The organism is Bacillus sp. J14TS2 (genome assembly GCF_018333015.1).
GTDB lineage: Bacteria > Bacillota > Bacilli > Bacillales > Bacillaceae_C > Lederbergia.
Genome location: NZ_BORE01000017.1, coordinates 99734 through 125748, shown reverse-complemented (window position 1 = coordinate 125748; position 26015 = coordinate 99734). Strand labels below are relative to the sequence as shown.

The 26015-nt window shown below is 40.3% G+C and carries 25 protein-coding genes and 1 pseudogene; 7 read left to right on the top strand and 19 right to left on the bottom strand.

Features of this window, described 5'->3' with window-relative positions:
* The first annotated feature begins 480 nt into the window (after window positions 1-480).
* The gene (locus KI375_RS22115; RefSeq protein WP_244852944.1) at window positions 481-918 is read left to right on the top strand and encodes a class I SAM-dependent methyltransferase; all 438 of its coding nucleotides are present in this window, start codon (window positions 481-483) and stop codon (window positions 916-918) included.
* A gap of 284 nt (window positions 919-1202) precedes the next feature.
* Here KI375_RS22115 and KI375_RS22110 read toward each other — a convergent pair whose 3' ends face one another.
* The 7 genes and pseudogenes from KI375_RS22110 to KI375_RS22080 all read right to left on the bottom strand — a co-directional run bounded on the left by KI375_RS22110 (window position 1203) and on the right by KI375_RS22080 (window position 7610).
* Entirely contained in the window at window positions 1203-1508 is a 306-nt protein-coding gene (locus KI375_RS22110) for a DUF4190 domain-containing protein (protein WP_212975560.1), read from the bottom strand.
* Between the two features lie 94 nt (window positions 1509-1602).
* Window positions 1603-1860, bottom strand: a pseudogene (locus tag KI375_RS22105) (retropepsin-like aspartic protease); the annotation flags it as partial.
* A gap of 101 nt (window positions 1861-1961) precedes the next feature.
* The gene (locus KI375_RS22100) at window positions 1962-2219 is read right to left on the bottom strand and encodes a hypothetical protein (protein WP_212975558.1); all 258 of its coding nucleotides are present in this window, start codon (window positions 2217-2219) and stop codon (window positions 1962-1964) included.
* A 185-nt stretch (window positions 2220-2404) separates the two neighbouring features.
* The gene (locus KI375_RS22095; RefSeq protein ID WP_244852942.1) at window positions 2405-3220 is read right to left on the bottom strand and encodes a thermonuclease family protein; all 816 of its coding nucleotides are present in this window, start codon (window positions 3218-3220) and stop codon (window positions 2405-2407) included.
* A 19-nt stretch (window positions 3221-3239) separates the two neighbouring features.
* Window positions 3240-4583, bottom strand: a complete 1344-nt coding sequence (locus tag KI375_RS22090; RefSeq protein ID WP_212975557.1) for a TldD/PmbA family protein — start codon at window positions 4581-4583, stop codon at window positions 3240-3242.
* Between the two features lie 4 nt (window positions 4584-4587).
* Window positions 4588-5976: a TldD/PmbA family protein gene (locus tag KI375_RS22085; RefSeq protein ID WP_212975556.1), complete on the bottom strand. Its 1389-nt coding sequence runs from the start codon at window positions 5974-5976 to the stop codon at window positions 4588-4590.
* A gap of 302 nt (window positions 5977-6278) precedes the next feature.
* A complete protein-coding gene (locus tag KI375_RS22080; protein WP_212975555.1) occupies window positions 6279-7610 on the bottom strand; it encodes an Rpn family recombination-promoting nuclease/putative transposase in 1332 nt (443 codons plus the stop codon).
* Window positions 7611-7809: 199 nt separating this feature from the next.
* On the opposite strand from KI375_RS22080, the gene KI375_RS22075 reads away from it, so the two are divergent.
* The gene (locus KI375_RS22075; protein WP_212975554.1) at window positions 7810-8265 is read left to right on the top strand and encodes a hypothetical protein; all 456 of its coding nucleotides are present in this window, start codon (window positions 7810-7812) and stop codon (window positions 8263-8265) included.
* A gap of 293 nt (window positions 8266-8558) precedes the next feature.
* Here KI375_RS22075 and KI375_RS22070 read toward each other — a convergent pair whose 3' ends face one another.
* From KI375_RS22070 to KI375_RS22060, 3 genes are all read right to left on the bottom strand, one after another.
* Window positions 8559-9938 carry a sensor histidine kinase gene (locus tag KI375_RS22070; protein WP_212975553.1) on the bottom strand — a complete coding sequence of 460 codons (1380 nt, stop codon included), beginning with the start codon at window positions 9936-9938 and terminating at the stop codon, window positions 8559-8561.
* Window positions 9935-10615: a response regulator transcription factor gene (locus tag KI375_RS22065; protein ID WP_212975552.1), complete on the bottom strand. Its 681-nt coding sequence runs from the start codon at window positions 10613-10615 to the stop codon at window positions 9935-9937. Before KI375_RS22065 ends, KI375_RS22070 begins: the two co-directional genes overlap by 4 nt.
* A gap of 145 nt (window positions 10616-10760) precedes the next feature.
* Window positions 10761-12944 (bottom strand): MMPL family transporter, encoded by a 2184-nt coding sequence (locus KI375_RS22060; protein ID WP_212975551.1) that lies wholly within the window; start codon window positions 12942-12944, stop codon window positions 10761-10763.
* A 66-nt stretch (window positions 12945-13010) separates the two neighbouring features.
* Between KI375_RS22060 and KI375_RS22055 the strand changes: the two genes are divergently transcribed.
* From KI375_RS22055 to KI375_RS22035, 5 genes are all read left to right on the top strand, one after another.
* On the top strand, window positions 13011-13217 hold the full coding sequence (locus KI375_RS22055; RefSeq protein WP_212975550.1) for a hypothetical protein: 207 nt from the start codon (window positions 13011-13013) through the stop codon (window positions 13215-13217).
* Window positions 13218-13292: 75 nt separating this feature from the next.
* On the top strand, window positions 13293-13646 hold the full coding sequence (locus KI375_RS22050) for a GntR family transcriptional regulator (protein WP_212975576.1): 354 nt from the start codon (window positions 13293-13295) through the stop codon (window positions 13644-13646).
* 2 nt (window positions 13647-13648) lie between these two features.
* Complete coding sequence (locus KI375_RS22045) at window positions 13649-14527, top strand: ABC transporter ATP-binding protein (protein ID WP_212975549.1); 879 nt, start codon at window positions 13649-13651, stop codon at window positions 14525-14527.
* The gene (locus KI375_RS22040) at window positions 14524-15204 is read left to right on the top strand and encodes a hypothetical protein (protein ID WP_212975548.1); all 681 of its coding nucleotides are present in this window, start codon (window positions 14524-14526) and stop codon (window positions 15202-15204) included. The genes KI375_RS22045 and KI375_RS22040 overlap by 4 nt, the downstream gene beginning before the upstream one ends.
* A gap of 118 nt (window positions 15205-15322) precedes the next feature.
* Window positions 15323-15628 (top strand): hypothetical protein, encoded by a 306-nt coding sequence (locus KI375_RS22035; RefSeq protein WP_212975547.1) that lies wholly within the window; start codon window positions 15323-15325, stop codon window positions 15626-15628.
* Between the two features lie 60 nt (window positions 15629-15688).
* Here KI375_RS22035 and KI375_RS22030 read toward each other — a convergent pair whose 3' ends face one another.
* The 9 genes from KI375_RS22030 to ilvB all read right to left on the bottom strand — a co-directional run bounded on the left by KI375_RS22030 (window position 15689) and on the right by ilvB (window position 25966).
* Entirely contained in the window at window positions 15689-16969 is a 1281-nt protein-coding gene (locus tag KI375_RS22030) for a DUF4179 domain-containing protein (RefSeq protein WP_212975546.1), read from the bottom strand.
* On the bottom strand, window positions 16962-17498 hold the full coding sequence (locus KI375_RS22025; RefSeq protein ID WP_212975545.1) for an RNA polymerase sigma factor: 537 nt from the start codon (window positions 17496-17498) through the stop codon (window positions 16962-16964). The genes KI375_RS22030 and KI375_RS22025 overlap by 8 nt, the downstream gene beginning before the upstream one ends.
* A 409-nt stretch (window positions 17499-17907) precedes the next feature.
* The gene (leuD, locus tag KI375_RS22020; RefSeq protein WP_212975544.1) at window positions 17908-18492 is read right to left on the bottom strand and encodes a 3-isopropylmalate dehydratase small subunit; all 585 of its coding nucleotides are present in this window, start codon (window positions 18490-18492) and stop codon (window positions 17908-17910) included.
* A complete protein-coding gene (gene leuC / locus KI375_RS22015; RefSeq protein WP_212975543.1) occupies window positions 18489-19904 on the bottom strand; it encodes a 3-isopropylmalate dehydratase large subunit in 1416 nt (471 codons plus the stop codon). Before leuC ends, leuD begins: the two co-directional genes overlap by 4 nt.
* Before the next feature lie 10 nt (window positions 19905-19914).
* Window positions 19915-20979, bottom strand: a complete 1065-nt coding sequence (gene leuB / locus KI375_RS22010) for a 3-isopropylmalate dehydrogenase (protein WP_212975542.1) — start codon at window positions 20977-20979, stop codon at window positions 19915-19917.
* A 157-nt stretch (window positions 20980-21136) separates the two neighbouring features.
* The gene (locus KI375_RS22005; RefSeq protein WP_212975541.1) at window positions 21137-22681 is read right to left on the bottom strand and encodes a 2-isopropylmalate synthase; all 1545 of its coding nucleotides are present in this window, start codon (window positions 22679-22681) and stop codon (window positions 21137-21139) included.
* The gene (gene ilvC / locus KI375_RS22000; protein WP_212975540.1) at window positions 22668-23699 is read right to left on the bottom strand and encodes a ketol-acid reductoisomerase; all 1032 of its coding nucleotides are present in this window, start codon (window positions 23697-23699) and stop codon (window positions 22668-22670) included. Before ilvC ends, KI375_RS22005 begins: the two co-directional genes overlap by 14 nt.
* A gap of 21 nt (window positions 23700-23720) precedes the next feature.
* The gene (ilvN, locus tag KI375_RS21995) at window positions 23721-24248 is read right to left on the bottom strand and encodes an acetolactate synthase small subunit (protein ID WP_212975539.1); all 528 of its coding nucleotides are present in this window, start codon (window positions 24246-24248) and stop codon (window positions 23721-23723) included.
* Window positions 24245-25966: a biosynthetic-type acetolactate synthase large subunit gene (ilvB, locus tag KI375_RS21990; RefSeq protein WP_212975575.1), complete on the bottom strand. Its 1722-nt coding sequence runs from the start codon at window positions 25964-25966 to the stop codon at window positions 24245-24247. The genes ilvN and ilvB overlap by 4 nt, the downstream gene beginning before the upstream one ends.
* Between the last annotated feature and the right edge of the window lie 49 nt (window positions 25967-26015).

Sequence of the window (26015 nt, the reverse complement as noted above, 5' to 3'; positions counted from 1 at the left end):
GACTACCATACCCTAATTATAAGGTTTTTTTATGGACTTTTATAGTGATAATTGCCATTATTCATAATTTTGGCATAGTTATTTCCTCTTGACTTTTGGCTGGAAATTTAATGCAACGCTAGTGATAATCCTTAGCATTCACTCCCCAAGGACTAGCAAGAAAGTGATAAGGTGGATCTAATAGGTGTTAGTTCTGCTAGTTTTTTCGAATTGTTGCCAAAGTTCGCGAGCATTATTTTTAGCAAAAAACTCTAGTGAATGGCCGCTGCCACAACCTACTTCTAGTATTACATTATTGCGAATGTCGCCTAGTAATTTCAATTGGGATTCAGTTTCCTTCATCCCCCACTGATTGTTAGTTGAACAAATCGGGCTTTTACTGGCTGTTGATCCCCACTTACAATTCTAGATTATTTCAAGAATTCTTGAAGTTGGTGTCTTACAGCCAGTTAATGCGGGATAAATTTTATTGAATCCTCAATGGAGGATATTCCAGGTTTACCCAACGACTATTTTGATAAAGTTGTCTCCATTTATGCACTTGGTTGGACTGTTGACTTAAAAAAGACATTGAGTAACATTTTTCGAAGTTTAAAGCCAGGGGGTGAGTTTATATTTAGTTGGGAGCATCCAATCCATACGAAACTAGCTTATGAAAACGGTCAATTTATTCTAAATGGATCATTCTTAAAAGAAGGTCCTGAAACTGTGATTTGGCGTGATGTTCCTGTTGTTATGTATAGACGAAAGGTTAGTACCTTTGTGAATGAGTTGATAAATGCTGGGTTTGTTATAGAGCAAATAATCGAAGAATCAAATATTCCCCAAAATGATAAAAGTAATCCAGCACGTTGGTATTCTGGTGATAGAGCTAAAATAACCCCATCTACATTAATTGTTAAGTCTCGTAAAATATAGATGAGGAGCTAACGAAAGTGAAATCTACAAATCTCGCTTTTGTTAGCTCGTTGAATAGTGGTTAACCACTGAGACTAACAGCAAGGGAGAGTACTCCGTATAGTGCCAGAATACTGTCGTATACAAGAAAATACTCCCGTATAGAGATAGAATACTGTCGTATACAAGAAAATACTCCCGTATAGAGATAGAATACTGTCGTATGCAAAATAATACTCCCGCATAGAAGCAAAATAACCTTGAGTCAATAAAACACAAGGCTGATCCAGTCATATTTCGTTCCATCAAAGTAATCCTTGAAGTGAAATAAACTGCATCTCAAATTCCATGTTAGAATAGGAATAAAACGATAAAATCCCCAAAACGATCCAAAATAGTTGAATGATACACCCAACAATATTGCATACAAATCCTGCAATTGCAAGTCCTTTGCCATTCTCATTTGTTCTCTCAATTTCTTTTACAGCTATTGCTGAAAAGATCATCCCGATAATACCGAGTACCAGGCCGATCGCAGGTAGTACAATGGAAAGAATTCCGAGCGTTAATGAAACGACAGACTTGTTATTTGTTCGAAGCTTTTCACTCATACCCCACACCCCATGGAAAATTTTCAGTATTTTCTTTCTTATACTGTAGCATATATTTGAAAAGATGAAGACTACATTATCACTTCTGTCATTTTCATTTATATTCTAGTGTAAGCTGGTCTATGTTTATTAGTGCCTTTATTTCCTGCAATAAATCAAATCCATAGTTCATTGCTCCAAATTCTAACGGAAAATTTACTACTTCCTTTTCTCCAATTTTTATAGAATCAATCTTTTTTGAATAGACAAATTCCGATCCGCCAACACCACTTATACGATATATCGTATCGTTTTCTTCGGCAATGATTCCTATTGATTCAGCCATATCAGTAGAAACTATTGTACTCCCTGAACCCGTATCAACTTAAACACGATCTAGCAATAACGACTGTTCCCTAAAAGTTAATATCATATCAGTAAGTAATAACCCTTCTTCAATAATTAACTTTTTCATTATCGTCTAACCCCTACCCATTTTTTCTCAATAATATTTGGTTTATCTCGACTTGTATGAAGGACATAAAATTCGCGGGTAGGATTTTCACGATGAAGTTCTTGATATACTTTCATTGCCTCTGGGGAATTAGAGAACTTTTTTAAAGGGACGATATCGACTAAAATACGTTCACTTTCTTCATTCGTAAATGCTTCTATCGCCTCAATTAAAACCCACTTTTCGGGAAACGCTTGACGTACATCTTCCCATTTCATTTTAGTCACCTCCATGTTACTTTATCTATAGTTTATCATTAGATGCAGATCCCCTACTACAAAAGAGTATAGTTTTTATTTTGAAATTGAGCCCGTTTCTGAAATTAAATAACTCATCGAGATTTACTTTATCTCTGATTGCTAGTGTTGACGATATCCTTAGCGGGTCTTTAACATTATCCTCATCACTTCGGCGCCCGAAACCCCGCTTCCACCGCTTCCTCTTCCGTACAAAACATTACCTCAGGCTTAGTTTGTTCATACCAAGGCGAGTCTGGTGTGTGATAAATTTTTCCGGAAGAACCAATATTGCCTTTGATTTGGCAATCCTCGTCGGCGCTCGTTTGCGATTCTGATTCTGCAGAATCTGCATGAAACCCATCGTCTCTCGCATAATTTTCCAGTGACCAAATGCCAGCCTCTTTCTTTTGGGCTTTTTTCTGTGCTTTTTCAAACGGTGTTAGATACCTAGTATTCGGTGGGTAGACATAAGCAACCCGCGCTAAGCCTTCTTCTAGAAGCTTTTCTTGAACACTTTCTCCATCGACATAGATATAAGCAAGAAGTCGACTATATTTATCAAATCTTTCCCCAACATCAAATTCAATCGTTAATTTTCCATTCTCAATCAGTTCTGCATTCCTTTTCTTTGCTTCCTCGCCAAACGGTTGTTTTCCTAGTCTAGGGTGACTAGTCTCTGGCGTATCAATCAATAGATAACGGACATTTTGCTCTTGTCCTTGGTAGATAATTTTAATCGTATCGCCGTCAATCACTTTCACCAATTCAACTGGAATTTGCTCGGTTGTTCCAGAGGTTCCAATTCCAGGGAAAATACCGCTTTTATCCACAAGGAAAAAACCACTGCCAATCAACAAGAAAAAGGATAGGAATAAGGATCCCATCCGTTTCCAGGTGAACCCCTTTTTCCTAACCACTCGTGCCAAACTCCATAAAATAAAACCACATACAACAAACATTACAGCCAATATCATATTCATTTCTAGTCTCCTGATTCACTTAATCTACAGTGACAGATAATTCCTTTACAAGTATGGACGGGGCCCCGGTTCCTCCTGGACTTATATAAAGGTCTGATCCCACCTCTTTAATCTCTTTCAAAAGTTCAAAAAAGTTACCGGCGATCGTCATTTGTTTCACTGGTGCCACGATTTTACCGTCTTTGATATAAAATCCATTGGCTGCAACCGAAAAATCACCAGAAATGGCATTTGCTCCAGAATGTAAACCTGATAATTTCGTAATCAGTACAGCTTCCCGTTGCTCGGCTACAATAGCATCCTGTGTTCTTTCTCCCACAGCAACAATAAAGTTGGATGGCGCAATCACAACAGTCCCTTTATAAGATGGCTTATATGCGTGCCCTGTCGTTTCCACGCCTGCTTTTTTTGCAGTCTTACGATTATGCAATAAAGTCTGCAGTTTTCCATTTTCAATCACCGTACAGGTCTTCGAGGCAACTCCTTCCCCGTCAAAATTCCGATTCGCAGGACCTCCTTCATAGAAAGGATCATCAATAATCGTTAGGTGTTTGGACGCAATAGTTTCTCCAACCTGATCTTTTAAGCGAGATTGACCTTTCTGAGCTACCTCAGCCGAAAAAGATGAAAGGAAAGTACCAAGTAATTGAACAGCCGCATCTTTTCTAAAAATAATCGGGTATTTTTTATTGGCAATCGATTGTTCTCCTAGATAGGAAAGGGCTTCTTCTGCCGCCTCTTTCGCGATTTCATCCGCAACTAAAGTATCGAATTCCTTCGTCATTTTTACGGTAAAGCCACTTTTCGTTTCATCCCCATCTTTTACGACCACGGAGAACATAATTGCGAAGAAATTTTTTCGATCATGTAAAACTAGACCTTTACTATTGGCTAGTAGACGTTCATTTGATTGCTCGATCATCCGACATGTATTGACCGAGTAAATCTTACTGTTGTTGCGAAGGATCTTTTCCTCAACCGCTTTTAAAAAGGCCATTTTATCCGCTGTCGAAATGGTATCCATGGCATCTGAATAGTGATCGATTTCCTCATATTCACCACTTCCCGCATAGATTTCTTCCGGCTCTTCTTCTTCGGCTAATTCAGCATTTGCTTTGGCTTTTTCTAGCAAATAATCAATCGAATCCTCTTCGATTTTTTCTGTAAAGGCGTAGCCTGTTTTTCCATCGTAGATTCCGCGGAAGGAAAGTCCACCTGTCCGTGATGTTTCATAGCGGTCGACTTCCCCTTGATAGATATCGCAGGAGAGCCCGTCTGCCTGCTCATAATAAATTTCCATATCTTCAAAGCCAGCCAGCAAACCACTTACCATTACCTTTTCTTGGAATTTTTCAATTTTCATCGACTTACTCCCCCTTCGTCCCACCGACTGTGATTTCACTGACACGAATCATTGGTTGCCCTACATTCACTGGCAGACTTCCGCTGAGGGAACCGCACATTCCCGCACCATGAGCAAGATTATTACCGACCATATCGACACGTTGCAGGGTTTTCGGACCATTTCCAATCAAGGTCGCACCTTTTACAGGCTGAGCAATCTTTCCATCCTTCACGATATATGCTTCATGTGTGGCGAAATTATAATCCCCTGTTGCAGGATTCACTTGCCCGCCACCCATATATTTGGCATAAATCCCAAACTCGGTATTGGCAATGATTTCCTCTGGGGTCGACTTTCCTGGCGCAATATACGTATTCGTCATTCTTGAAGTAGGACTGAAACGATACGATTCTCTACGACTAGAGCCTGTTGGATTCATGCCCATTCGGCGGCCGTTTAGTTTATCAATCAAATATCCTTTTAAAATGCCATTTTCAATTAGGACATTTTTTCTCGTTTTTTCACCCTCATCATCCATATTTAGGGAGCCCCATTCATTTGGGAGCGTACCATCATCAATATAGGTGACAATGTCAGGGGCCACCTTTTCACCAATTCGATTAGCAAAAACAGAATTATTTTTCGCGACAGCAGTTGCCTCCAAGCCATGACCACAAGCCTCATGAAAAATGACGCCACCAAATTCATTATCTATAATGACGGGGAACTTACCGCTTGGACACTCTTCCGCATTCAACATTGTCACAGCGATTCTCGCGGCTTCCGTCGCATAATGTTCGAGATTCAAGTTTTCAATAAACTCAAAACCTTGATGTGCCCCAGGTCCATAAAATCCCGGTTCCATTTGGATACCATCTGAAGCGATCGCCTGAATCGCTAATCGCCCTCTTACTCGCTTATCCTCTACAAACTTTCCTTCCGAATTGGCAATCAACACATTTTGTTCGTGATCTATGTATTGAATCGTCGCCTGAGCAATACTAGAATGGTAATTTTTCGCCAGATCATACGCTTGTTTCATCACTTCTACTTTGCGCTTCCCGTCTACTCCATCAGGCATCTGCTCAATTTTATGAAGAGGGGGATGAATTTGTCTATGAAGGACTGGGGCTTGCTGATAGAAATCACCTTGCAAGGCTTGAGCTGCCTCTTTCGCCGTTTTTAACAAACCGGCTTTGGAAAAATCAGTCGTGTATGCATACGCACTTTGTAGGCCATGAAATACTCGAATCCCCACACCTGCTTCTCTTCCTGATAAGCTGCGGTCAATCTTTCCATCATGAAGCCTTAAGTTATTAGAATACCGATCCTCCGCAAACACCTCGGCAAAATCGCCACCTGTTAATAAAGCAGCAGCTAAAACCTCTTCTAGTATGGATTGTTGGATCATAACATGCTTTCCTCCTTTAGGAACCCGAAAATCTTTCTATGTACCTAGTGTACTATCAATCTTATCATTGTACTACTATTCAAAGATATAAAGTGAACCTTCAATCAGTGGGGGTTTTCTTTCATCCCCCACTGATTGTTAGTTGAACCAATCGGGCTTTTACGGGCAGTGTATCCCCCACCTATGCTTCTCCGTATTCTCTATTGCCTTGAGGTGGGGGTATTACTGCCCGTTAATGCGGGATAAAATAAGAAGCCAAGCACCTAGCGCTTGGCACTTTTATTAAAAAGATAGATGACTCATCATTCCAAATGACGTTGAATTTCCAAAATCTCGCCTTCTGGAAGACCCGTAGTTTCGATCACAAAGGCTATATCCAAGCCTTTCTCTAAAAGGCGCCGAGCCATATTCCGCTTTTCTTTCTCTAATTCTCTTTTCCCTTGTTCTGCCTGTCGTCTCTCTTGCTCTACCTGTTGTTTCTCTTGTTCTGCCTGTTGTTTCTCCTGCTCTACCCGCTGTTTCTCTTGTGTCATCTGCTGTTTCCTTTGTTTCAGTTCTTGTTGCACTTGTTCCAGCTCTTGTCGCCTTTGTTCAATCTCTCGTTGCCTTTGTTCAATCTCTCGTTTCTTTTGTTTAATCTCACGTTGTCCTTGCTCAACCTCCTGTTGTCCTTGTTCAAGCTCACGTTGCCCTTGCTCAAGTTCACTTTGTCCTTGCTCAAGGTTCCGCTGCCCTTGTTCAACCTTCCGTTGTAATGATTCCATACTGCTTTTGAAGGCTTCCTCATCCATTACCCGCTTTAAACGCGATTCATAAGCTAGTCGCTGCTTTTGGTTGAGGCTTAATGCCGTCCAGCTTTCGAAAGCCGAGTATAGAAGCTCATCCTTCATCGCGATCTCCTCCAATTCCTTATAGATTTTATTATAAACCTTGTTCTGCCTGCGATCGACCATCCCCAGCATCAGTAGCCACCTAGCTAGCACATCATTCCAAGGGTCGAGCTTATCACCTTGCCAATCCTTTATAAGTTTTGTCATTTCAATAAAGTGGAATTCCATTACATTCGTTAACTTGAATCGTTTTTCATCTTCATATAAATGGAACGAAGTATGAAAGTGATCTGTCTGCTCAAAGAGGTCAAAATTCAGAATATTGATGGTGATCACAGGTTGTAAAGTATGATAATCCATCCCTTTTTCAAGGGGATTTCGGTATACACCGGCCCAGTAATAGATAGAACGTTTGATCATATCATATTTATTTGTGAATTGGATTTCAACATGTATCTGTTCATCTATATCTGTCACAACTAATAAATCTAGTCTCGACTGCTTATCATCGACATATTCACCACCCGCTTCCGTATTCGTAAATAGGATATCTTTGATTATACCCCTGCCTGTTTTTTGTAGAATCGAGTTCAAAAAGACAACCGTGATCTCCTTATTTTTTTCATTGCCAAAAAGTTGCTTAAAAGCAAAATCGACTTTTAAATCCATGAGTTTCTTGAGTGATATTTTTTTGAGAAATCTTGTTTGTGGGTTTTCTTTTGCATAATCATTAGGCTTTTCTCGCAGTTGAATATATGTGGGGGGATAAGTAGATTGTTCATAGCTTAAGGCTGGTTCTACCATAAGAACACGTCCTTTATATTTGATGAGGACTGACGGGGAGTATATCTAAATATAGTATAGCAGATCCCCAAGACACAAACAAGCGTTCTTTCGTTAACTTTTCGTTGTTGCATGCGGTAGCTTCCACCAAATTTATGTAATCTCCTATTCACCCTCTGTTCACAATCGTTCCTTATGCTTAAGTTAAGGAGGAGATAGTATGTTTAAGTTTTGGTTATTTTTACATTTTACAGGTCTTTCCATTTGGGTTGGGTCTTTGCTGGCAATTATCTTTATTTTAGTGATGATGAAAAAGCATCTAGGGTCGAAGGAACTTTCCACAATCGTGAAAAAGATTACAAGGATTGGCAATATACTGGTTCATCCAAGTGCTTCTTTTGTATTATTGAGTGGTGTTTTTATGATCATTTCAATGAATCTCAGTTCCAAGCCATTTTACCTTGCCTTTATGGAGCGAATTGGCGGCGTCACTGTGTTGCTTACCATCATAGGTGTAAGCCTCTTTGGACGCAAACTTGCCAAAAAATTAACCCAGCTTGAAGTGGACGGAGGAGTGTTAAAACATACGCGAAGTATCAATAGTTATATCATGATGATGCTTCTATCTGTTTTACTTGTTTTCGCAGTGATTTTTGTTGTTAGCTTTCGTTTTTAATTTTATATAAGCAGGAGGGAAAAGTTTTCCTCACCTGCTTTCTCTACTTTTCAAAAAAATTATCCACAGACTTATACACATAATCAACATAATTATAAAGGTACATGTTTAATTTTTACACATTATCCACAAGGTTTAGAATACTTATCCACAAACTTGTGTATTTCCTGATATTAATGGAGTCTTTGACCCTTCTGCAGGAATTATTCACAATTTTATCCACATATTTTGTTGGAAATGAAAGCCCTTTTTCATAACGATCATACTAATAGAACATAGCTAGCTTTACTTTCCTATTCCCATGGTATGCGGATTATAAACTTCGTCCCTTCTTCATGCTTACTCTTCACCTCTATCTTGCCTTCATGGAGATCGATGATTTTCTTTACAACAGATAATCCTAAACCGCTGCCCGATTGGGTCCGATTTCGCGATTTGTCCGCCATATAAAAGCGGTCAAAAATATGGAGAAGTTCCTCTTCTGTCATCCCTTTTCCTGTATCTCGCAGCATGACAACAATTTGATCATCAATAACTGCAGAGATGGAAATCACCCCAGCTTCTCCTGTGAATTTAATGCTATTGGTAAGAAGATTGGTCCAAACTTGTTGGAATAACTGTCGATCTGCTTTTATAACCATCTCAGGAAGATCCAATTCCAGCTTGAGCTTTTTCTTGTTCCACTCCCACTCGGTCAGCAGTACGACCTCGCGGATTTGCTCATCCAATCGGAATGGCTCTTTATGGATGGCTTTCGCCTCTTTATCAAGTGAAGATAATAATAATAGTTGTTTACTCAGTGAAGACAATCGCCCGCTTTCCTTTTCAATGATTTCCAGGTACTGGTCTGCCTGTTCAGCGGATATCGACTTCGTGCGGATTGCCTTTGTAAAACCGCGAATGGATGTTAAAGGCGACTGAATTTCATGAGACACATTGGAAACAAACTCCTGACGCATGTCGTCTAACTTTTTCAAAGACACGGCCATTCGTTGAAAGTCGTACGCAAGATCACCAATTTCATCTTTTCGGTTGTGATCAAGCTGAATATCATAATGTCCGCCAGCGATTCTTCTAGTAGCCTTCGTTAATTTTTTTATGGGCCGGACGAGAAAACCAGCAAAAATAGCAATCAATGCTAAACTAATCAAAAAGGTAAGACCTAACAGAATACTAAAAACAATTCGCATTTCCCCGAATTGCTTTTCCACATTAGGGCGCATGAACAAAGCCTGAATTTCACCATCAACCTCCATGGGTACACCGATACTATTTTTTATATCATCTTTGAAAAATCCCGTCACAAATAGACTGCTTTGAAATTCGGAAATCCCGTGATAAGTCTCGCCGTTTAATACGGATTGAATGACTTCTTCTTCTATATCATAGTTACGAAATTCATCTCCAAATTGAACGCCTTCCATTTCTTGATTCACCAAATATAATTGGAAATTCATATTGGCGACTCTTTTTAAATACTTATCCACAGGCATGTTATCGTCTGCATGCTCATATAAAAAGCTAATCTCTTCTGCCACTGCTAAAATTTTCTCCTCGTTAAAATCCTTCAACTTGATTTGATAGTAAAGATTTGAAAATAAAAAGGCAATTACGCCACTGATTAGGGCAATGAGAGCAAAAGTAAGAACAATTCGAACGTATAAAGTCTTCATTTTTCCGTAGCCTCCAACTTATAACCGAGTCCACGGACAGTAACAATTTTAAAATCATTTGTTAGATCACGAAATCGTTCTCGCAGACGTTTGATATGGACATCAATTGTCCGGTTATCGCCATCGAATTCTTGTCCCCAGACTAGGTCCAAAAGTTGTTCTCGCGTATATGTGCGATCAGCCTGACTTGCAAGCTGGGCTAGAAGTTGAAATTCCTTTAAAGGTAATACCAAGCGTTCTTCCCCTACTCTGACTTCATACTTATTCCGATCGATCACTGTCTCATGTAAGGTAATAATATTATCTGAAACCATTTGGTAACGCCTGAGCAGAGCGCGGATTCGAAATAATAATTCTTCCGGTTCAAACGGCTTCACAACATAATCATCTGTACCTGATAAAAAGCCTTTCGCTTTATCTTCCATTTCTCCTCTAGCTGTTAATAAAATAACGGGAATATCGTAAAATTGGCGAATCTCTTCACATAATTCCCAACCATTTTTTCTGGGCATCATCACATCCACAACGGCTAGGTGAACTTGTTGTTCTTCGAGTAAGAGAGAAGCTGCCTCCCCATCCCCAGCTGCCAATACTTCAAAGCGCTCTCTCTGTAAATAAAAGCGCAATAGCTCGCGAATATGGGGATCATCATCTACAACTAAAATTCGCGTTTGCATCATTTCACTCCTTTTTCTTTAACTTTAGCGTATCTTTGTTAGGAAGCAAACCGATGACTATTTTTCTGAAAAGCTTGAGAGAAATTGGACTTTTGCCAGAGAAACAGACAGAGCGTTTCCAACAACACTCTGTCTGTATAATCAATCACTTGTTTTTGCCATGAGTTAGAATCAAAATAGATGGTAGGAAAATGCCTCTTATTAAGAAGGTATCTAAGAGAATTCCTAATGCCATTGTAAATCCGAATAAGAACAATTCTTGTAAAGGCTGTGTCATAAGTACAGCAAACGTGGCGGCAAGAATCAAACCTGCAGATGAGATGACGCCTCCAGTTACTGAAACACCTTTCGCCACCGCATCCTTCCAAGGCAGTTTTAACGCTTCTTCACGAATCCGAGAAACGAGCATAATATTATAATCGATCCCAAGGGCAACCATGAAGATAAAGGTATACACCGGCAATCGATAACTAATCGCGTCATATCCCAGCCCATGTTTGAAAATCCACCAACTGAAACCTAGGGAAGCAAAGTAGGATAATAGAATCGTTCCCATCATTAGAATCGGCATCAGAACAGATTTCGTTTGAAAGCCAAGAATGATGATTAGTAATATGGTTACGAGTGAAAATAATACAATCATATCGCGTTGATTCATTGTGCGCACATCTAATTGCTGTGCCGTCTGTCCCGCGTAGTGTAGCTCCACATCAGAAGATGAAAAACCACTCTCTTTTAACATCTTTTCACTTGAATCAAGTAAATCCTGAACCGTATCCAAAGCCTCCACACTATATGGATTCTCCGCTAAGACCACTTGCAACTTTAGGGCTTGCTGCGAATCGGCCAGAAAATTCCGTGGTAAACGCTCAGGGTCTTTAGTCATTTCTGTCGATAGACTCGGCGAAACAGAGTCTATCCCCTTATGTTTCTTCAATAGATTTTCAAATTGATTCACTTGCTCGACCAACTCTTCATTTACTTTGATTTCTTTCGATGATTTTAAAATTATAGTGGCAGGTGCTAGCTGCCCCGCAGGATAATTGTCTTCTAATAATTCAAATCCTTGCCGAGAAGGCATGTCCTCTGGAAAGGATTTTAGCAAGTTAAACGAGAACTTCATCGAGGTAACATTGCAGATACCTACTAGCAAAACAATAAGTAGTAAGCCTCCCATAACAGCTGGGTGCTTTTTGACGAGCTGACTAATTTTATGCCAAATCCCCCTTTCTTTCTTCTCCTTGTTTTCCACTTTTGGAATAAATGGCCAGAAAGCTTTTCGCCCCATTAGGGCAAAAATACTTGGGATCAAAGTTAAGCCTGCCACTAAAATCAAGACCACTGCAACCGAAAAAACAGGCGCAAAATGATTGTACGGTTGGAAGATGGTCGTAAATAGGGTAAGCATCGCTAAAAATACGGTTCCACCACTAAACACAATCGGTTCTGAGACATGATAAATTGCCTTCCCCATCGCATCGTACTTCGATTCTTGCTTGCTTAATTCCTCACGATATCTTGAAAATACAAACAAACTATAATCGGTAAGAACCGCAAATAACAAGACAAGCATAATAGAATTTGCTGAACTATCCACGGTAAACCAGCCATTTTTTCCAGCGAGACCCAAAATACGATCGACTGCGCCATAGACAATTCCCGCGATTACTAATGGTGTTAGCGCCAATAACGGGGAGCGGTAAATCAAGATTAAAATAATAAAAATCAAGACCACCGTTGCTAACATTAAAACGAAATCCGCATTTCGAAATAGAGAGATCGTATCCGCGGAAATGCCTGCTGGACCCGTAATTTCAAATTGTAATTCATCTAGTCCAATTTCCTTTACCTTATCACGAATTTGATCCAGTGCGACTAATGTTTGATCAGAATCCAAGCCAGGCTTCATAGAAAGATTAAATAAAAGTGTTGAACCATCTTCAGAAAACATTTGATCCTGGATTCCTTTTGGAAATTGATGGTACGGTAATGCACTTGACACATCCTGAGGTCGATCATTAGATGCTAACCATTCACTTAATTTTGTCAGTTTTTCTCGATCTTGATCTGTAATTCTGCCATCTCGATGAAACACAAGTAATGCTGGTAATCCATCATCTGACGGGAATTGTTCCTCCATGATTTGCTCGGCGATCTCTGAAGGTTGATTCTCCTTCACGCTCATTTCCTTACTACTTCCTGCATACTCCTTGGCTCCTGGTGCGATAATACTCAAACAGGCCACAACAACAAGCCAAGCAAGCAGAGTGATTTTTGCCCCTTTAGAGCTACTTGCAAATTGAACAATCTTTCGAAACAGGCGAAGCATTTCAACTCATCTCCCACTATTTTCTCTCTAGCTTGATTGTAAAAACCCAATATGAACGGAGTATGAATGACAGATTACGAGGGAGCATCACCTATTTTCAGGCTTACGGGTGATCTATTAGCCATCGCAATCAGTCTATTAGTCCTTATGATGTTCCTATTAGTCATTAAGTCATTTCTATTAGCTGTCACGACAAGCCCATTAGCCGTCGCCCCCCTTTTATTAGCCATTGCCTCAGTTTATTACCGATGCCTATTTTTAAAAATACCTTGACATTGTTTTAATATCGTTATATGGTTAATTACATAAGTAACTAACCAACATGGTGGTGAAGTTGTGAAACAGTTAATGGACGATGGGCGGCCTATTTTTCTGCAAATAGCTGAACGGATCGAAGATGACATTATGGAAGGCGCACTTTTAGAAGAGCATCAAGTGCCTTCCACGAATCAAATTGCTGCATTTTACAAAATTAATCCTGCAACAGCCGCAAAAGGCGTTAACTTATTGGTGGAGGAAGGGATTTTATACAAAAAGCGAGGGATTGGCATGTTCGTTGCAGAAGGAGCACATGCAAAAGTGATTGAAAAGCGAAAAGAACAATTTTACGAGCAGTATGTTGTAACCATGATTCAGGAAGCCAAAAAGTTAGGGATGACGATTGAACAGCTAACCGAGATGGTACAAAGAGGGGAGGAGTAAGCATGACAACGATTATTGACATCCAACACCTAATAAAAAATTATGAAGATAGCAAGGTTGTTGATGATATCAATCTTTCAATAGAGGAAAATAAAATTTATGGATTATTAGGAAGAAATGGGGCAGGAAAAACAACCTTAATGAAGCTGATTACAGCTCAGATCTTTTCTACTGATGGAGACTTGCGCGTATTTGGTGAACAGCCTTATGAAAACCAAAAGGTCCTGGAGAAAATCTGTTTTATTAAGGAAAGTCAAAAGTATCCGGATAATTTTCGGGTCCGCGATGTAATAGAGGTTTCCGCCTCCCTTTTTCAAAATTGGGATCAGGCATATGCTATGGAGCTTATAAAGGAATTTAATCTGCCGCTCAAGAAAAGAGTCAAGAAATTATCACGCGGTATGCATTCAGCAGTTGGCATCATAATTGGGCTTGCAAGCCGGGCGCCACTCACCATTTTTGATGAGCCATATCTAGGCCTTGATGCCGTTGCAAGAAAGATATTTTACGATCAATTAATTGAGGATTTCGGAAACCATCCTCGTACTATTATTCTATCTACCCATTTAATTGATGAGGTCAGTAACTTACTCGAACATGTGATTGTCATTGACCAAGGGAAAATTCTCATTGATCGTGACTCTGAGGAGTTACGTGGACTCGCATATGCGGTGACAGGCTTATCCGCTCAAGTTGAATCATTTATAAAAGGAAAAGACGTGATCCAGGAAGATAGAATGGGTGGGACGATGACGGCGACCTTAATCGGAGATGGAAAATCCCAAGCCATGCAGCGGGGACTTGAAATTTCACCTATTTCCTTACAACAGCTTATTGTTTATTTAACGAAATCGAGACCTGAAGGGAGGATGTCTTTATGAGTATTCAACGGGCTTTAAAAATACACAGTCAAGATAAGGTATGGCTCTATACTGCGTTCATCATTTTGGGTGTAAGCTTTCTATTCGGTTTGACAATTGGAGTCTTGATTCCAGGGAATGAAACAATATTGATCACAGGCTTTAGTTACATTCTCGTCTATATGTTTGTGTTGGGAGTGGCCGGGTTTAATCAAACCTTTGCCTATGCAATGGGGATGTCCGTACGGAGAACCGATTATTTTATTAGCTTTAGCTTAACAGGACTTCGCTCAAGCTTGCTATTTGCTATCCTCTATATTGTGCTTGCAATGGTCGAACATGTTACACAGAGTTGGGGAAACACTCTAATCTTTTTCAAATTCCCCTACCTCAATGATGGAAATATCCTTGAACAATTGGTCGTCTACTTTCTTGTTTTTGTAAATTTCTTTTTCTTAGGTCTCTTCATTGCCATTTTTTCAAAACGATATGCTCTTAAAGGGTTGTTAATTCTTGGTCTTGCGCTCTTTTTTTCAATCACGCTCGCTGTACTATTGATTACTTATTATCAGGCATGGCTGGATCTATTGCAGTGGTTCGCGCAACATACAGCTTTTCAATTGAGTATATGGCTTATCCCATTATCACTTTTGTATGCGATCATTTCCTTTCTGATCATCCGGAGAACAGCGGTCTAGACTTAGACTGGACCATTGAATAGCAAAAACTCCATCCAGTGGTTCTCCCATTCATGTTAAACTTGTTGTACAGAATAAATAATGCGCACCAAGTTAAAAAATGAAAGGAGATGCTAACATGGGAATACTTATGGCAATTGCGCCCGTTGTAATTGTTGGCGGAATCGCAGTGTTTGTCATTAAAAGGCTCCAATACAAATACAATCAAGGTACCCTTGGAAAGAAAGAGACAAAAGGTGCTCAGAATTTATTGAATAGTTTAATACCAATGGGTATGATTTTTGGTGCTGCTATTGGTGTAGTCTTTGGCATATTTTCCTCAATCTCTTTGCCTACTACAATTAGTTTAGGGGCTGGAATTGGCTTCCTATTTGGATATTTCGCCTATGAATATTATAGTAAGGAAGAAAACAATTATTCATAATCGCTAGCTATTTCTTATCATAGAGTGTGCCCATATCCGACGTATGGGCACACTCTATCTTTATTTTGAGACGGGAATTTCCACTTTTTCTTGATATTCCTTCATATAGTGCATCCCTTTAATGATTAAATGTTCCGGGGGATCTTCCGTTTTAAATACCAGGGTCCGTTCTTTCAAAATATCTCCATTTGCTTGTTTGCTTTCCTTTTGGTTAACCGTTGTTTGCAACGGGGTCACCTCTCCGCCACTTTCGAGCGACACCCCCTCAAGCATGACATCTTCAGCAGTAGTGATTGTCACTTTTATTTGATCCTTTTCTCGATGAATGTTTTGTATATCCAACGTTTTCCCGCCCATCTCAATGGGTCTATTTCCAATCTCAGCAAGCGAAATTTTTTCGTTCAGTGGTTGATAGCCAACAAACTCCTTCATAACAAGCTGTAAAGACTCAAGTTGATCAGGAAGGGCATCATAACGCAATTCAAACTCGCTCCCCCTAAGGCTAGTAGTAATGCCACTGCCAAGTTGTTCAAGTGGCTGACCATTGGCGATTAGGTCAATCCCTTCTAAGGCTAGCGGAACCCTATCAAAGTTCTCAACCTTTAATCTTCCTTTAATCATCGTAATTGTTGGGGAAGCTATAATCGATTGAAATCTGACCTCTCCCTTATCTACCTTGACTGTCTTTTTCAATGACTGCTTAAATTCTGCTCGGAAAGCTTTGTTTGGATTGTAAGTAAAGGTAATGTTTCTCTCAATCTGCTTTTCATTATCAAGAATCTCCGAAAAGTGTAAAGTTAACTTTTTAGAAAAGGCATTGACAGGGTAAAAGGTTTGCATTCCTTTTATTTCTGTCTTACTGTCATTCAGCCAAGCCGTTCCACTAACAGTATAAGAATTTGTTAAAAAGCCGGTTATGCTACGTAAATGTAGAAGGTTTTCATTATCAACCCCATCAGGATTTTTGATTGTATAATATAAAACCAATTGATTTTCATCGGCCATTACGCCATCTATATACAGCCGGCTCCCCTCTGTTAAATCAGTTGATTCGTCAATGATTTGCCCCATCCCTTGTTCATTTAAGTCTTGTAGTGTCCCTGTCATGACCTCCTCAAACCCAATTAATTTTTTTCCATAAAAGGCGAATGTATTATAATGATAGCCAATGAACAGGGTAAAAAATGCAAGCGCGGCAGCCACAAGCCAAACCCGTGACTTTCGCCTCCTATCAGGGGTATGATCGAGCGCCTTACTTAATCGATCCTCTAGCTCTTTAGGAGCGGTCACAGCTCTCAACTGAGCTTTTCCTTTTTTTAATTGTTTTTCAATCTTACTCATGCTCACCACCTCCATAATGCTCTCTTAACTTCTTCAAACCATTAAAAACGCGTGATTTGACCGTTCCGACCGACACATTGGTTATCTCAGCAATGGTTTGGTAATCAAGGTCATGAAAATACTTTAATTGAATGGCCTCTCTTTGATGTTCATTAATATGATCTAGTAATTTCTCTATCACCATATATTGCTCCGACTGTTCATATGGATCCTTTGTTGAAGCCTGATCCTCCGCGACCATTGATAGATCATCCGTTAACACAAGTCGTTTTTGTTTTCGAATCAGTGCTTTACAGGTATTCACTAAAATCGTTTTACTCCAACTAAAAAAAGCTTCATTCCTTTTTAATTGACCAATATTCTCATATACTTTCACGATCATTTCATCCATGGCCTCTAAGGCATCATGCTGATTTCCTGTATAGGTCAGGGCTAAACGATAATATATATCTTTTTCAGTCATAATCAGTTCAACTAACGCATTCTTGTTTCCTCTCTTTGCTTTCTTCACTAGCCGGCTTACATTCATCTCTTCACCTCACTATTTATAAGAGTCTTTAGGGAGTAAATAAGTTCATTTTTTTAGAAGAATCGATTCTTTGGGGAATGGTATTTGTGGATTTAGACTTTATGTAAGAAATGTGAATGAACAAGAAAAGCGCAAGCGCCTTGATCAGCCCCGACAAGCAAATGTTCTGAAGACAAAGAAAGGCGTTCTTTGCCTTTCAGTGGCTCAGGTTATTTCGTGGAACATCGGCTAAGGTCACCACGTCCGCATGTCTTCGCCGATGGACTCACATCCTGTGAGCTTCGCGGGCTAGACGCTGGAGCTGGATGTCAACCGCGACATAAGCAGTTATCCACAAGCGACAATTTTATAATCTTCTTAACCATAAAAAACGACTTACGGAGTGTAAGTCGTTTTTTTGTCCATTCAATTAAGCCTGGGCCTTTTCATATTCAGTTATTTTATCTTCTAATTGCAAAGTTAAAGCAATTTCGTCCCAACCATTTAAAAGCATTTCCCGTCGATAAGGATCAGTGGTAAAGGAATAGACAGCGCCATCTGCTGTTGTAATTGTTTCATCCTCTAAGGAAACAGTTACGGTTAATGACTTTTCTTTTCCAGCTGCTAGAAGTTCTTCAATCTGTTCAGCTGGCAGTTGGACTGCTAAGATGCCGTTTTTTAGACAATTATTATAAAAGATATCTGCAAAGCTTGTGGCGATCACAACCCGAAATCCATAATCCCCCAGGGCCCATGGGGCATGCTCACGAGATGAGCCACAGCCAAAGTTTTCACGGGCAACAAGGATTTCTGTTCCCTTGTATGCTGGTTTATTTAAAATAAATTCAGGCTTTTCCGTTCCATCATCGTTGAAGCGCCAGTGATAAAATAGATATTTCCCAAAACCAGTTCGCTCAATCCGTTTTAAAAATTGCTTCGGAATAATTTGGTCTGTATCAACATTTGAACGTTCAAGTGGTGCTAAAACACTTGTTACTTCTTTAATCGGCTTCATGCTGTCGCCCCCTCTTTTGTGAAGTTACGTACATCAACAAAATGGCCGGCAATCGCTGCAGCAGCTGCCATCGCTGGGCTGACAAGATGTGTACGAGAGCCATTTCCTTGACGTCCTTCAAAGTTACGGTTAGAAGTGGAAGCACAGCGTTTCCCTGCTGGAACTTGGTCCGCATTCATCGCTAGACACATGCTACAACCAGTTTCACGCCATTCAAAACCTGCATCAAGGAAAATTTGATCCAATCCTTCCTGCTCTGCCTGCAGCTTCACTGTTCTCGAACCAGGAACAACAATCGCATTGACGCTTTCCTTCACCTTTTTGCCAGCAACAACCTTGGAAGCCGCTCGCAAATCTTCAAGTCTTGAGTTCGTACAAGAACCGATAAATACATATTGGATCTCGATATCTTCTATTTTTGTACCGCCTTGAAGACCCATATATTCCAACGCCTGTTCAATTTCTGCTTTTTCTGAATCACTTTTGGCATCTTCTGGTTTCGGCACTTGATTGGAGACCCCAACCCCCATGGAAGGATTTGTGCCCCAAGTAACAAATGGTTCGATTTCAGATGCATCAATTTCGATTACTGCATCATACGCAGCATCATCATCTGTTGCCAAATCGCGCCATTCGCGCTTTAATTCTTCGAACTTTTCACCACTTGGAACCTGCTCGCGTCCCTCTAGATAGGTAAAGGTTGTTTCATCTGGGCTGATCAAACCAGCCTTCGCGCCGGCCTCAATCGACATATTACAAACCGTCATCCTTTGTTCCATTGTTAAATTTCGAATGGCTTCTCCTGTATATTCAAAAATATGGCCAGTTCCAACATTTACGCCGTATTTAGCTATAATTGCTAAGATCAAATCCTTGGATGTTACGCCAGTACCAAGTTCTCCATTCACTTTGACTTGCATTGTTTTTGGCTTTTGTTGCCATAGTGTTTGTGTGGAAAGTACATGTTCCACTTCACTTGTGCCAATTCCAAACGCCAGAGCACCAAAGGCACCATGGGTCGAAGTATGACTGTCCCCACAGACAATTGTTTTTCCCGGTTGTGTTAAACCAAGCTGAGGACCAATTACATGAACGATTCCTTGATCTGGATGCCCCATTCCGGCTAATGGAACACCGAAATCTGCACAGTTTCTTTCAAGAGTTGTCATTTGTTTTTTTGAAATAGGATCTGACACCACTTCATTTAAACGAGTGGGTACATTATGGTCCATGGTCGCATAAGTCAAATCAGGTCTTCTTACTTTACGTCCATTCAAGCGAAGGCCTTCAAAGGCTTGTGGAGAAGTAACTTCATGCACAAGATGAAGATCGATATATAGTAAATCAGGCTTCCCCTCTTCTCGATCAACAATATGTTTTTCCCAAATTTTCTCAATAATGGTCTTGCCCAATTTCCTCACCTCACCCTTCAAGTTCATTCACAATCTTTTCCGTCATAGCCGTTGTCGACAATACTTCTCTACCAATATTCTTAAATTCACTTGTACAATAACCCGCTTCTAAAGTCTTCTGCACAGCTGCTTCAATCGCATCGGCTTCTTCTAACAAACCAAAGGAACTTCTGAGCAACATTGCAGCTGATAAAATCGCTCCTACTGGATTGGCAATATTTTGACCAGCGATATCAGGAGCTGATCCATGTACAGGTTCATACAGGCCAAAACCATCAACCCGCAAGCTCGCTGATGGTAACATCCCAAGTGAACCTGTGATAACAGATGCTTCATCACTTAAAATATCACCAAACATATTCTCTGTTACAATTACATCAAAGGTAGATGGGTACGTAATCAGTTTCATTGCAGCGGCATCCACGATCGTATGCTCATACTCTACTTCTGGATATCTCTTTGCCACTTCTTCTACTACTTTTCTCCATAGCTTACTTGATTCAAGAACATTGGCTTTATCTACAGAGTTTAGCTTGCCACGTCGCTGCTTCGCTAATTCAAAAGCATGCACAACGACACGCTCGATTTCTTCGCGGCTATATTGAAGTGTATCTACTGCTTTTTCGTCATCATGATGACTCGGTTCACCGAAATAAAGACCACCCGTAAGTTCTCGAACAATCACCATATCCACATCTTTTGCAACATCTTCCTTCAAAGGAGAAACTGCAAGTAAACTTTGATAAGCCTTAACAGGACGGAGATTAACGCTTAATTCAAAATGCTTGCGAATTTGTAGAAGTCCCTTTTCCGGTCGTAAATGGGACGGATTTTGATCCCATTTTGGACCACCGACTGCTCCTAGTAGAATGGCATCACTTTCTTCACAAAGTTGAATCGTCTCATCAGGTAAAGGTTGCCCTGCCTCATCAATTGCGCTCCCGCCAATAAGACCCTGCTTCCATTCAAATTGGTGATCAAAGCGACGTCCAATTGTCTCCAAGACAGCAATCGCTGCATCTGTTACTTCTTTTCCTATTCCGTCGCCGCGTAATACCGCTATTTGTTTCTTCAAACCTCATAACCCCCAAACGTAATTACAATAAGGTAATACTTTATTTTGGCACAATTTATATACCTGGATGCATCCCCACCGGACGTTCAATGACTAAAGGCACGGTAGTCTGCTAAATTTTTTTCGGGACGTGCCAGGCACCTCCCGAAATTAAAGTTTATACTGACTTCATTAATTCTTTCATATGGGTTGATAGTAGACTGCGATTGACTGCATTTAGATATGCTTTTGCGGAGGCTTCGAGTACATCTTGAACAGAATCTCTACCCGTCAATTCTTCACCCCGGAAAGAGAGATTTACCACAGCTTCTGCTAAGGCGTCTCTTCCTTCTCCGATCGAAGTAACTCGATAATCTAATACATGGACTTCTTCTCCGACGACCTTTTCAAGTGCATTGAAAATCGCCTCAACACTACCAGAGCCACTTGTTGTTTCCTCTGCCACAGATTTATCGGGCTTTTTCACAATCACTGTTGCAGATGGGTCTTTTGCTGACTCATACTGCACACCCACTCTTTCAAGGTCAAATACAGAAGTATCAGATTCTTTCAATTGTTCATTTGTTAGGAGCGTCCACAGATCGTCATTGGTTATTTCCTTTTTACGATCCGCTAAATGCTTGAATTCTTTAAAAGCACTGTCCAAGCTATCTTGATCTAACTCAAATCCAAGTAATTTAGCGCGATCTTGAAACGCATGACGGCCAGAATGCTTGCCCATTACTAGATTGTTTGATGTCTCTCCAATTAATTCAGGGGTAATAATTTCGTAGGTTGTTGGCTCTTTCAACACGCCATCCTGATGGATGCCTGATTCATGAGCAAAAGCGTTTTTCCCTACAACAGCTTTATTCGCTTGTATGTGCATACCAGTCAATTTACTGACAAGCTGACTAGTGCGTTTAATCTCATTCAGTGTTAAATCTGCTTTAATATCTTCATAGAAATCTTGCCTTGTATAGAGAGCAACCGCTACCTCTTCTAAAGAAACATTCCCTGCTCTTTCACCAATACCGTTAATCGTTCCTTCTACTTGGTCAGCTCCGTTTTCAATCGCAGCTAATGTATTGGCAACAGCCATCCCTAAATCATTATGACAATGAGCTGACAACTTGGCCTGCTCAATATTTGGAACATTTTCTTTTAAAAATTTAAACAAAGCCCCATATTCCTGGGGCGTAGCATAGCCTACTGTGTCAGGAATATTGACAACGGAAGCACCCGCTCTGATCGCTTGCTCTACAATATGAGCTAAGAATTCACGATCTGAACGAAAGGCATCTTCTGCAGACCATTGCACACGCGGGAAAAATTGCTTTGCGTATTGAATGCTTTCTACAGCTGTAGCTACAACCTGTTCGGGTGTTTTCTTTAGCTTGTATGTCATATGAATCGGTGAAGTGGCAATGAAGATATGCACCCTGGGATTTTCAGCTACCTGTAAAGCTTCCCATGCTGCATCAATGTCTGACTTTACGGTTCTAGCTAGACCTGTCACTGTCGAATTCTTGACTGTTGATGCAATTTGTCTAACCGATTCTAGATCCCCTGGGGAAGCGGCGGGAAACCCCGCCTCAATAATATCTACCCCAAGTCTTTCTAGTTGTTTTGCAATCTCAAGCTTTTCAATAGAATTCAGATTGACACCTGGAGATTGCTCTCCATCACGCAAAGTAGTATCATAGATGTCAATTTTTCGCACTTGATGCCACTTCCTTGGCTTTCTTTTTACCTGCTTTCACAAATGGCATCATTTCGCGGAGTTCTTGACCTACTTTCTCAATCAAATGTTCATTTTCGCGGCGATTAATGGCATTGAACTCTGGACGGTTCAATTGGTTTTCTAGGATCCAGCCTTTTGCAAACTTACCTGTTTGGATGTCATCCAAGATGTCTTTCATACGTTCTTTTGTATCTGCATCGACAACACGCGGTCCAGATACAAAGTCTCCCCATTGTGCTGTATCAGAGATGGAGTAACGCATACCAGCAATACCATCTTCGTACATAAGATCAACAATCAATTTCAATTCGTGCAAGCACTCAAAGTATGCAAGTTCTGGTTGATAACCAGCTTCTACAAGTGTTTCAAATCCAGCTTTGACAAGTGCAGTCGCTCCACCACAAAGCACGGCTTGCTCTCCGAAAAGGTCTGTTTCTGTTTCTTCTTTAAATGTTGTTTCAAGCACACCAGCTCGAGCAGCTCCAATTCCTTTTGTATAAGCTAAAGCAATATCTCTTGCTTTTCCAGTTGCATCTTGGTATACCGCAAATAGTGCAGGTACTCCTGCTCCTTGTTCAAATGTACGACGAACAAGATGCCCAGGTCCCTTTGGTGCTGCAAGGAATACATCCACATTAGTTGGAGGCACGATTTGATTAAAATGAATATTAAAACCATGAGCAAAGACTAAGGATTTTCCTTCCGTAAGTTCAGGTTTTACTTCATTTTCATAAACAGCGACTTGACGCTCATCAGGAAGAAGGATCATAATGATTTCCGCTTGAGCAGAAGCTTCACGAACTGAATATACTTCATGACCATCTTCAACCGCTTGGTCAAATGATTTACCTGGTCTAACACCAACTACAACATTAAAGCCACTTTCCTTCAAATTAGTTGCATGCGCATGACCCTGTGATCCATACCCTAGTACTGCGATCTTCTTGCCTATTAGAATTTGTTCATCGATTTCGTTATTGTAATATACTTTTGCCATTTTTAATTCATCTCCTAGTTTTTATAATTGTAAAATAGATAGGTGTGTTGATTCTTGCTTTTGATATTCGCGTACAAAGGCAGTAACCCCTGTTCTAGATATATCTTTAATGCCATATGGCTTTAGCAACTCAATGAATGCTTCCACTTTATTAGGTTCTCCCGTTACTTGGACGGTGATATTATTTTTCCCCATATCAATCACCGTCGCCCTGAAAGGTTCAATAATACTATACACTTCACTTCTGACAGGTGGTGGGCACTGTACTTTAATTAAAGCTAATTCTCTTGTCACGATGGATTTATCGGTAATATCGGAAACCTTCAATACATCAATTTGCTTCTGTAATTGTTTCACTAACTGTTCCATTTTTGCCGGGTCATCAATTGGCACAATGAACGTGATCTTTGAAACAGTTGGATTTTCAGTAGGTCCCACCGTAATACTTTCAATGTTGAATTGTCTTTTTGCAAATAATCCCGTGACCCGATTCAATACCCCACTATTATTATTGACTGTTACGGTAAGAACTCGTTTGGTCAGTTTCATTCTCCCACCCCAATCATTTCATGAAGTCCTTTTCCAGTTGGAACCATTGGATAAACCAATTCTTCCTGAACCACACGACAATCAATTAATGCAGGTCCCGGAATATGAAGTGCTTCTTCCAAAACCTTTTTAGCTTCTTCAGCATTTGAACAACTATAGCCTTTTATCCCATATGCCTCAGCCAATTTGACAAAGTCAGGCTGTTCAGGGATTAAAGAATGCGAATAACGTTTTCCATGAAACTTTTCTTGCCACTGACGAACCATTCCCAAACAAGCATTGTTGATAATGACAATCTTCACTGGCAAATTTAGTTCTTTTATAACGGCCAATTCCTGTAACGTCATTTGGAATCCGCCATCCCCCGATATAGCTACAACTGTTTTATCGGGCGCTGCTAATTGTGCTCCAATTGCAGCGGGGAAACCAAAGCCCATTGTCCCGAGCCCTCCAGATGTTACCCATTTATTGGGATCATTGAAGACATAATATTGGGCTGCCCACATTTGATGCTGTCCAACATCGGTCGTGACGATTGCCTCTCCATCCGTCAATTCATGAACCATTTCGATCACATGTGGTGATGAAAGATTGCCTTCAGGTGAACTAGGCTTTTTATATGGATACTTTTCCTTATTTTCCTGTAATTGCTTCATCCAATTCGAAATATCAGGAAGATTGAATTCCATTTCCAAAAGTTCCTTCAGCACAACCTTTGCATCTCCAACAATCGGAACAGTTGTCGGGACATTTTTGCCTATTTCAGCTGGATCAATATCAATGTGAGCAATTGTTGCATTCGGAGCAAAATAGTTAAGATTTCCAGTTAAGCGATCATCAAATCGTGCCCCAATATTAATCAGCAAGTCGCAATCGGTAATCGCCATATTCGCCGTATACGTTCCATGCATGCCACCCATCCCTAAAAATTGTTCATGGGTGCCAGGAATTGTGCCTAAGCCTAGTAGAGTATTAACAACAGGATAGCCTGTTTTTTCAACAAATGTTTGAAACTCTTTGTTTGCTTTTGCAAATAAGATCCCGGCTCCAGCTAAGATTAATGGCTTTTTCGCATTATTCATAAGAGTCGCAAGTTTTTGCAATTGTAAATAATTTGGTTTTGTTGTTGGTTGATATCCTGGCAGTTGTATACTTGCTTCCGGATATTCACCGGCTAACTGGGTGGCAATATCCTTCGGAATATCAATTAAAACAGGTCCCGGACGACCAGTTGAAGCAATATGGAATGCTTCTTTCACAATCCGTCCAATGTCCTTTAGATCTTTAACTTGGTAGCTATGCTTGGTAATCGGCATTGTAATCCCAACAATGTCTGATTCTTGGAAAGCATCGGTACCGAGTAAGGAGGTTGCAGTTTGGCCTGTGATCACTACAAGAGGCAATGAATCCATCATAGCATCTGCGATCCCTGTCACTAAATTAGTTGCTCCAGGACCAGATGTGGCGATGACTACTCCAGGTTTTCCAGTTACTCGCGCATATCCCTCTGCCGCGTGAATAGCTCCTTGTTCATGTCTTGTCAACACATGATTCATAGGATTTTTATGCAGGGCATCGTAGATTGGGAGTACGGCCCCTCCTGGATAACCAAAAATCACTTCAACATTCTCTTTTTGTAATGTCTCAATAAACAAATCTGCTCCGCTCTTCGTCTTTCCGTTGGCTTCAGTGGCTGTATTTTGGTTATTTGCTTCCATTTGGATTCCCATACTCACTGCAAGCTTCATCCTTTCAAATTATCATTTT

Excerpts from the sequence above, each read along its gene's own strand:
- KI375_RS22085 (WP_212975556.1), bottom strand. The coding sequence starts at position 5,976 with ATGATCCAACAATCCATACTAGAAGAGGTTTTAGCTGCTGCTTTATTA.
- KI375_RS22065 (WP_212975552.1), bottom strand. The coding sequence starts at position 10,615 with ATGCAAACGCGAATTTTAGTTGTAGATGATGATCCCCATATTCGCGAG.
- KI375_RS22110 (WP_212975560.1), bottom strand. The coding sequence starts at position 1,508 with ATGAGTGAAAAGCTTCGAACAAATAACAAGTCTGTCGTTTCATTAACG.
- KI375_RS22070 (WP_212975553.1), bottom strand. The coding sequence starts at position 9,938 with ATGAAGACTTTATACGTTCGAATTGTTCTTACTTTTGCTCTCATTGCC.
- KI375_RS22075 (WP_212975554.1), top strand. The coding sequence starts at position 7,810 with ATGTTTAAGTTTTGGTTATTTTTACATTTTACAGGTCTTTCCATTTGG.
- KI375_RS22060 (WP_212975551.1), bottom strand. The coding sequence starts at position 12,944 with ATGCTTCGCCTGTTTCGAAAGATTGTTCAATTTGCAAGTAGCTCTAAA.
- KI375_RS22080 (WP_212975555.1), bottom strand. The coding sequence starts at position 7,610 with ATGGTAGAACCAGCCTTAAGCTATGAACAATCTACTTATCCCCCCACA.
- KI375_RS22040 (WP_212975548.1), top strand. The coding sequence starts at position 14,524 with ATGAGTATTCAACGGGCTTTAAAAATACACAGTCAAGATAAGGTATGG.
- KI375_RS22025 (WP_212975545.1), bottom strand. The coding sequence starts at position 17,498 with ATGAATGTAAGCCGGCTAGTGAAGAAAGCAAAGAGAGGAAACAAGAAT.
- KI375_RS22055 (WP_212975550.1), top strand. The coding sequence starts at position 13,011 with ATGACAGATTACGAGGGAGCATCACCTATTTTCAGGCTTACGGGTGAT.
- ilvC (WP_212975540.1), bottom strand. The coding sequence starts at position 23,699 with ATGGCAAAAGTATATTACAATAACGAAATCGATGAACAAATTCTAATA.
- ilvN (WP_212975539.1), bottom strand. The coding sequence starts at position 24,248 with ATGAAACTGACCAAACGAGTTCTTACCGTAACAGTCAATAATAATAGT.
- KI375_RS22050 (WP_212975576.1), top strand. The coding sequence starts at position 13,293 with ATGGACGATGGGCGGCCTATTTTTCTGCAAATAGCTGAACGGATCGAA.
- ilvB (WP_212975575.1), bottom strand. The coding sequence starts at position 25,966 with ATGGAAGCAAATAACCAAAATACAGCCACTGAAGCCAACGGAAAGACG.
- KI375_RS22100 (WP_212975558.1), bottom strand. The coding sequence starts at position 2,219 with ATGAAATGGGAAGATGTACGTCAAGCGTTTCCCGAAAAGTGGGTTTTA.
- KI375_RS22045 (WP_212975549.1), top strand. The coding sequence starts at position 13,649 with ATGACAACGATTATTGACATCCAACACCTAATAAAAAATTATGAAGAT.
- KI375_RS22030 (WP_212975546.1), bottom strand. The coding sequence starts at position 16,969 with ATGAGTAAGATTGAAAAACAATTAAAAAAAGGAAAAGCTCAGTTGAGA.
- leuD (WP_212975544.1), bottom strand. The coding sequence starts at position 18,492 with ATGAAGCCGATTAAAGAAGTAACAAGTGTTTTAGCACCACTTGAACGT.
- KI375_RS22095 (WP_244852942.1), bottom strand. The coding sequence starts at position 3,220 with ATGAATATGATATTGGCTGTAATGTTTGTTGTATGTGGTTTTATTTTA.
- KI375_RS22035 (WP_212975547.1), top strand. The coding sequence starts at position 15,323 with ATGGGAATACTTATGGCAATTGCGCCCGTTGTAATTGTTGGCGGAATC.
- KI375_RS22115 (WP_244852944.1), top strand. The coding sequence starts at position 481 with ATGGAGGATATTCCAGGTTTACCCAACGACTATTTTGATAAAGTTGTC.
- KI375_RS22090 (WP_212975557.1), bottom strand. The coding sequence starts at position 4,583 with ATGAAAATTGAAAAATTCCAAGAAAAGGTAATGGTAAGTGGTTTGCTG.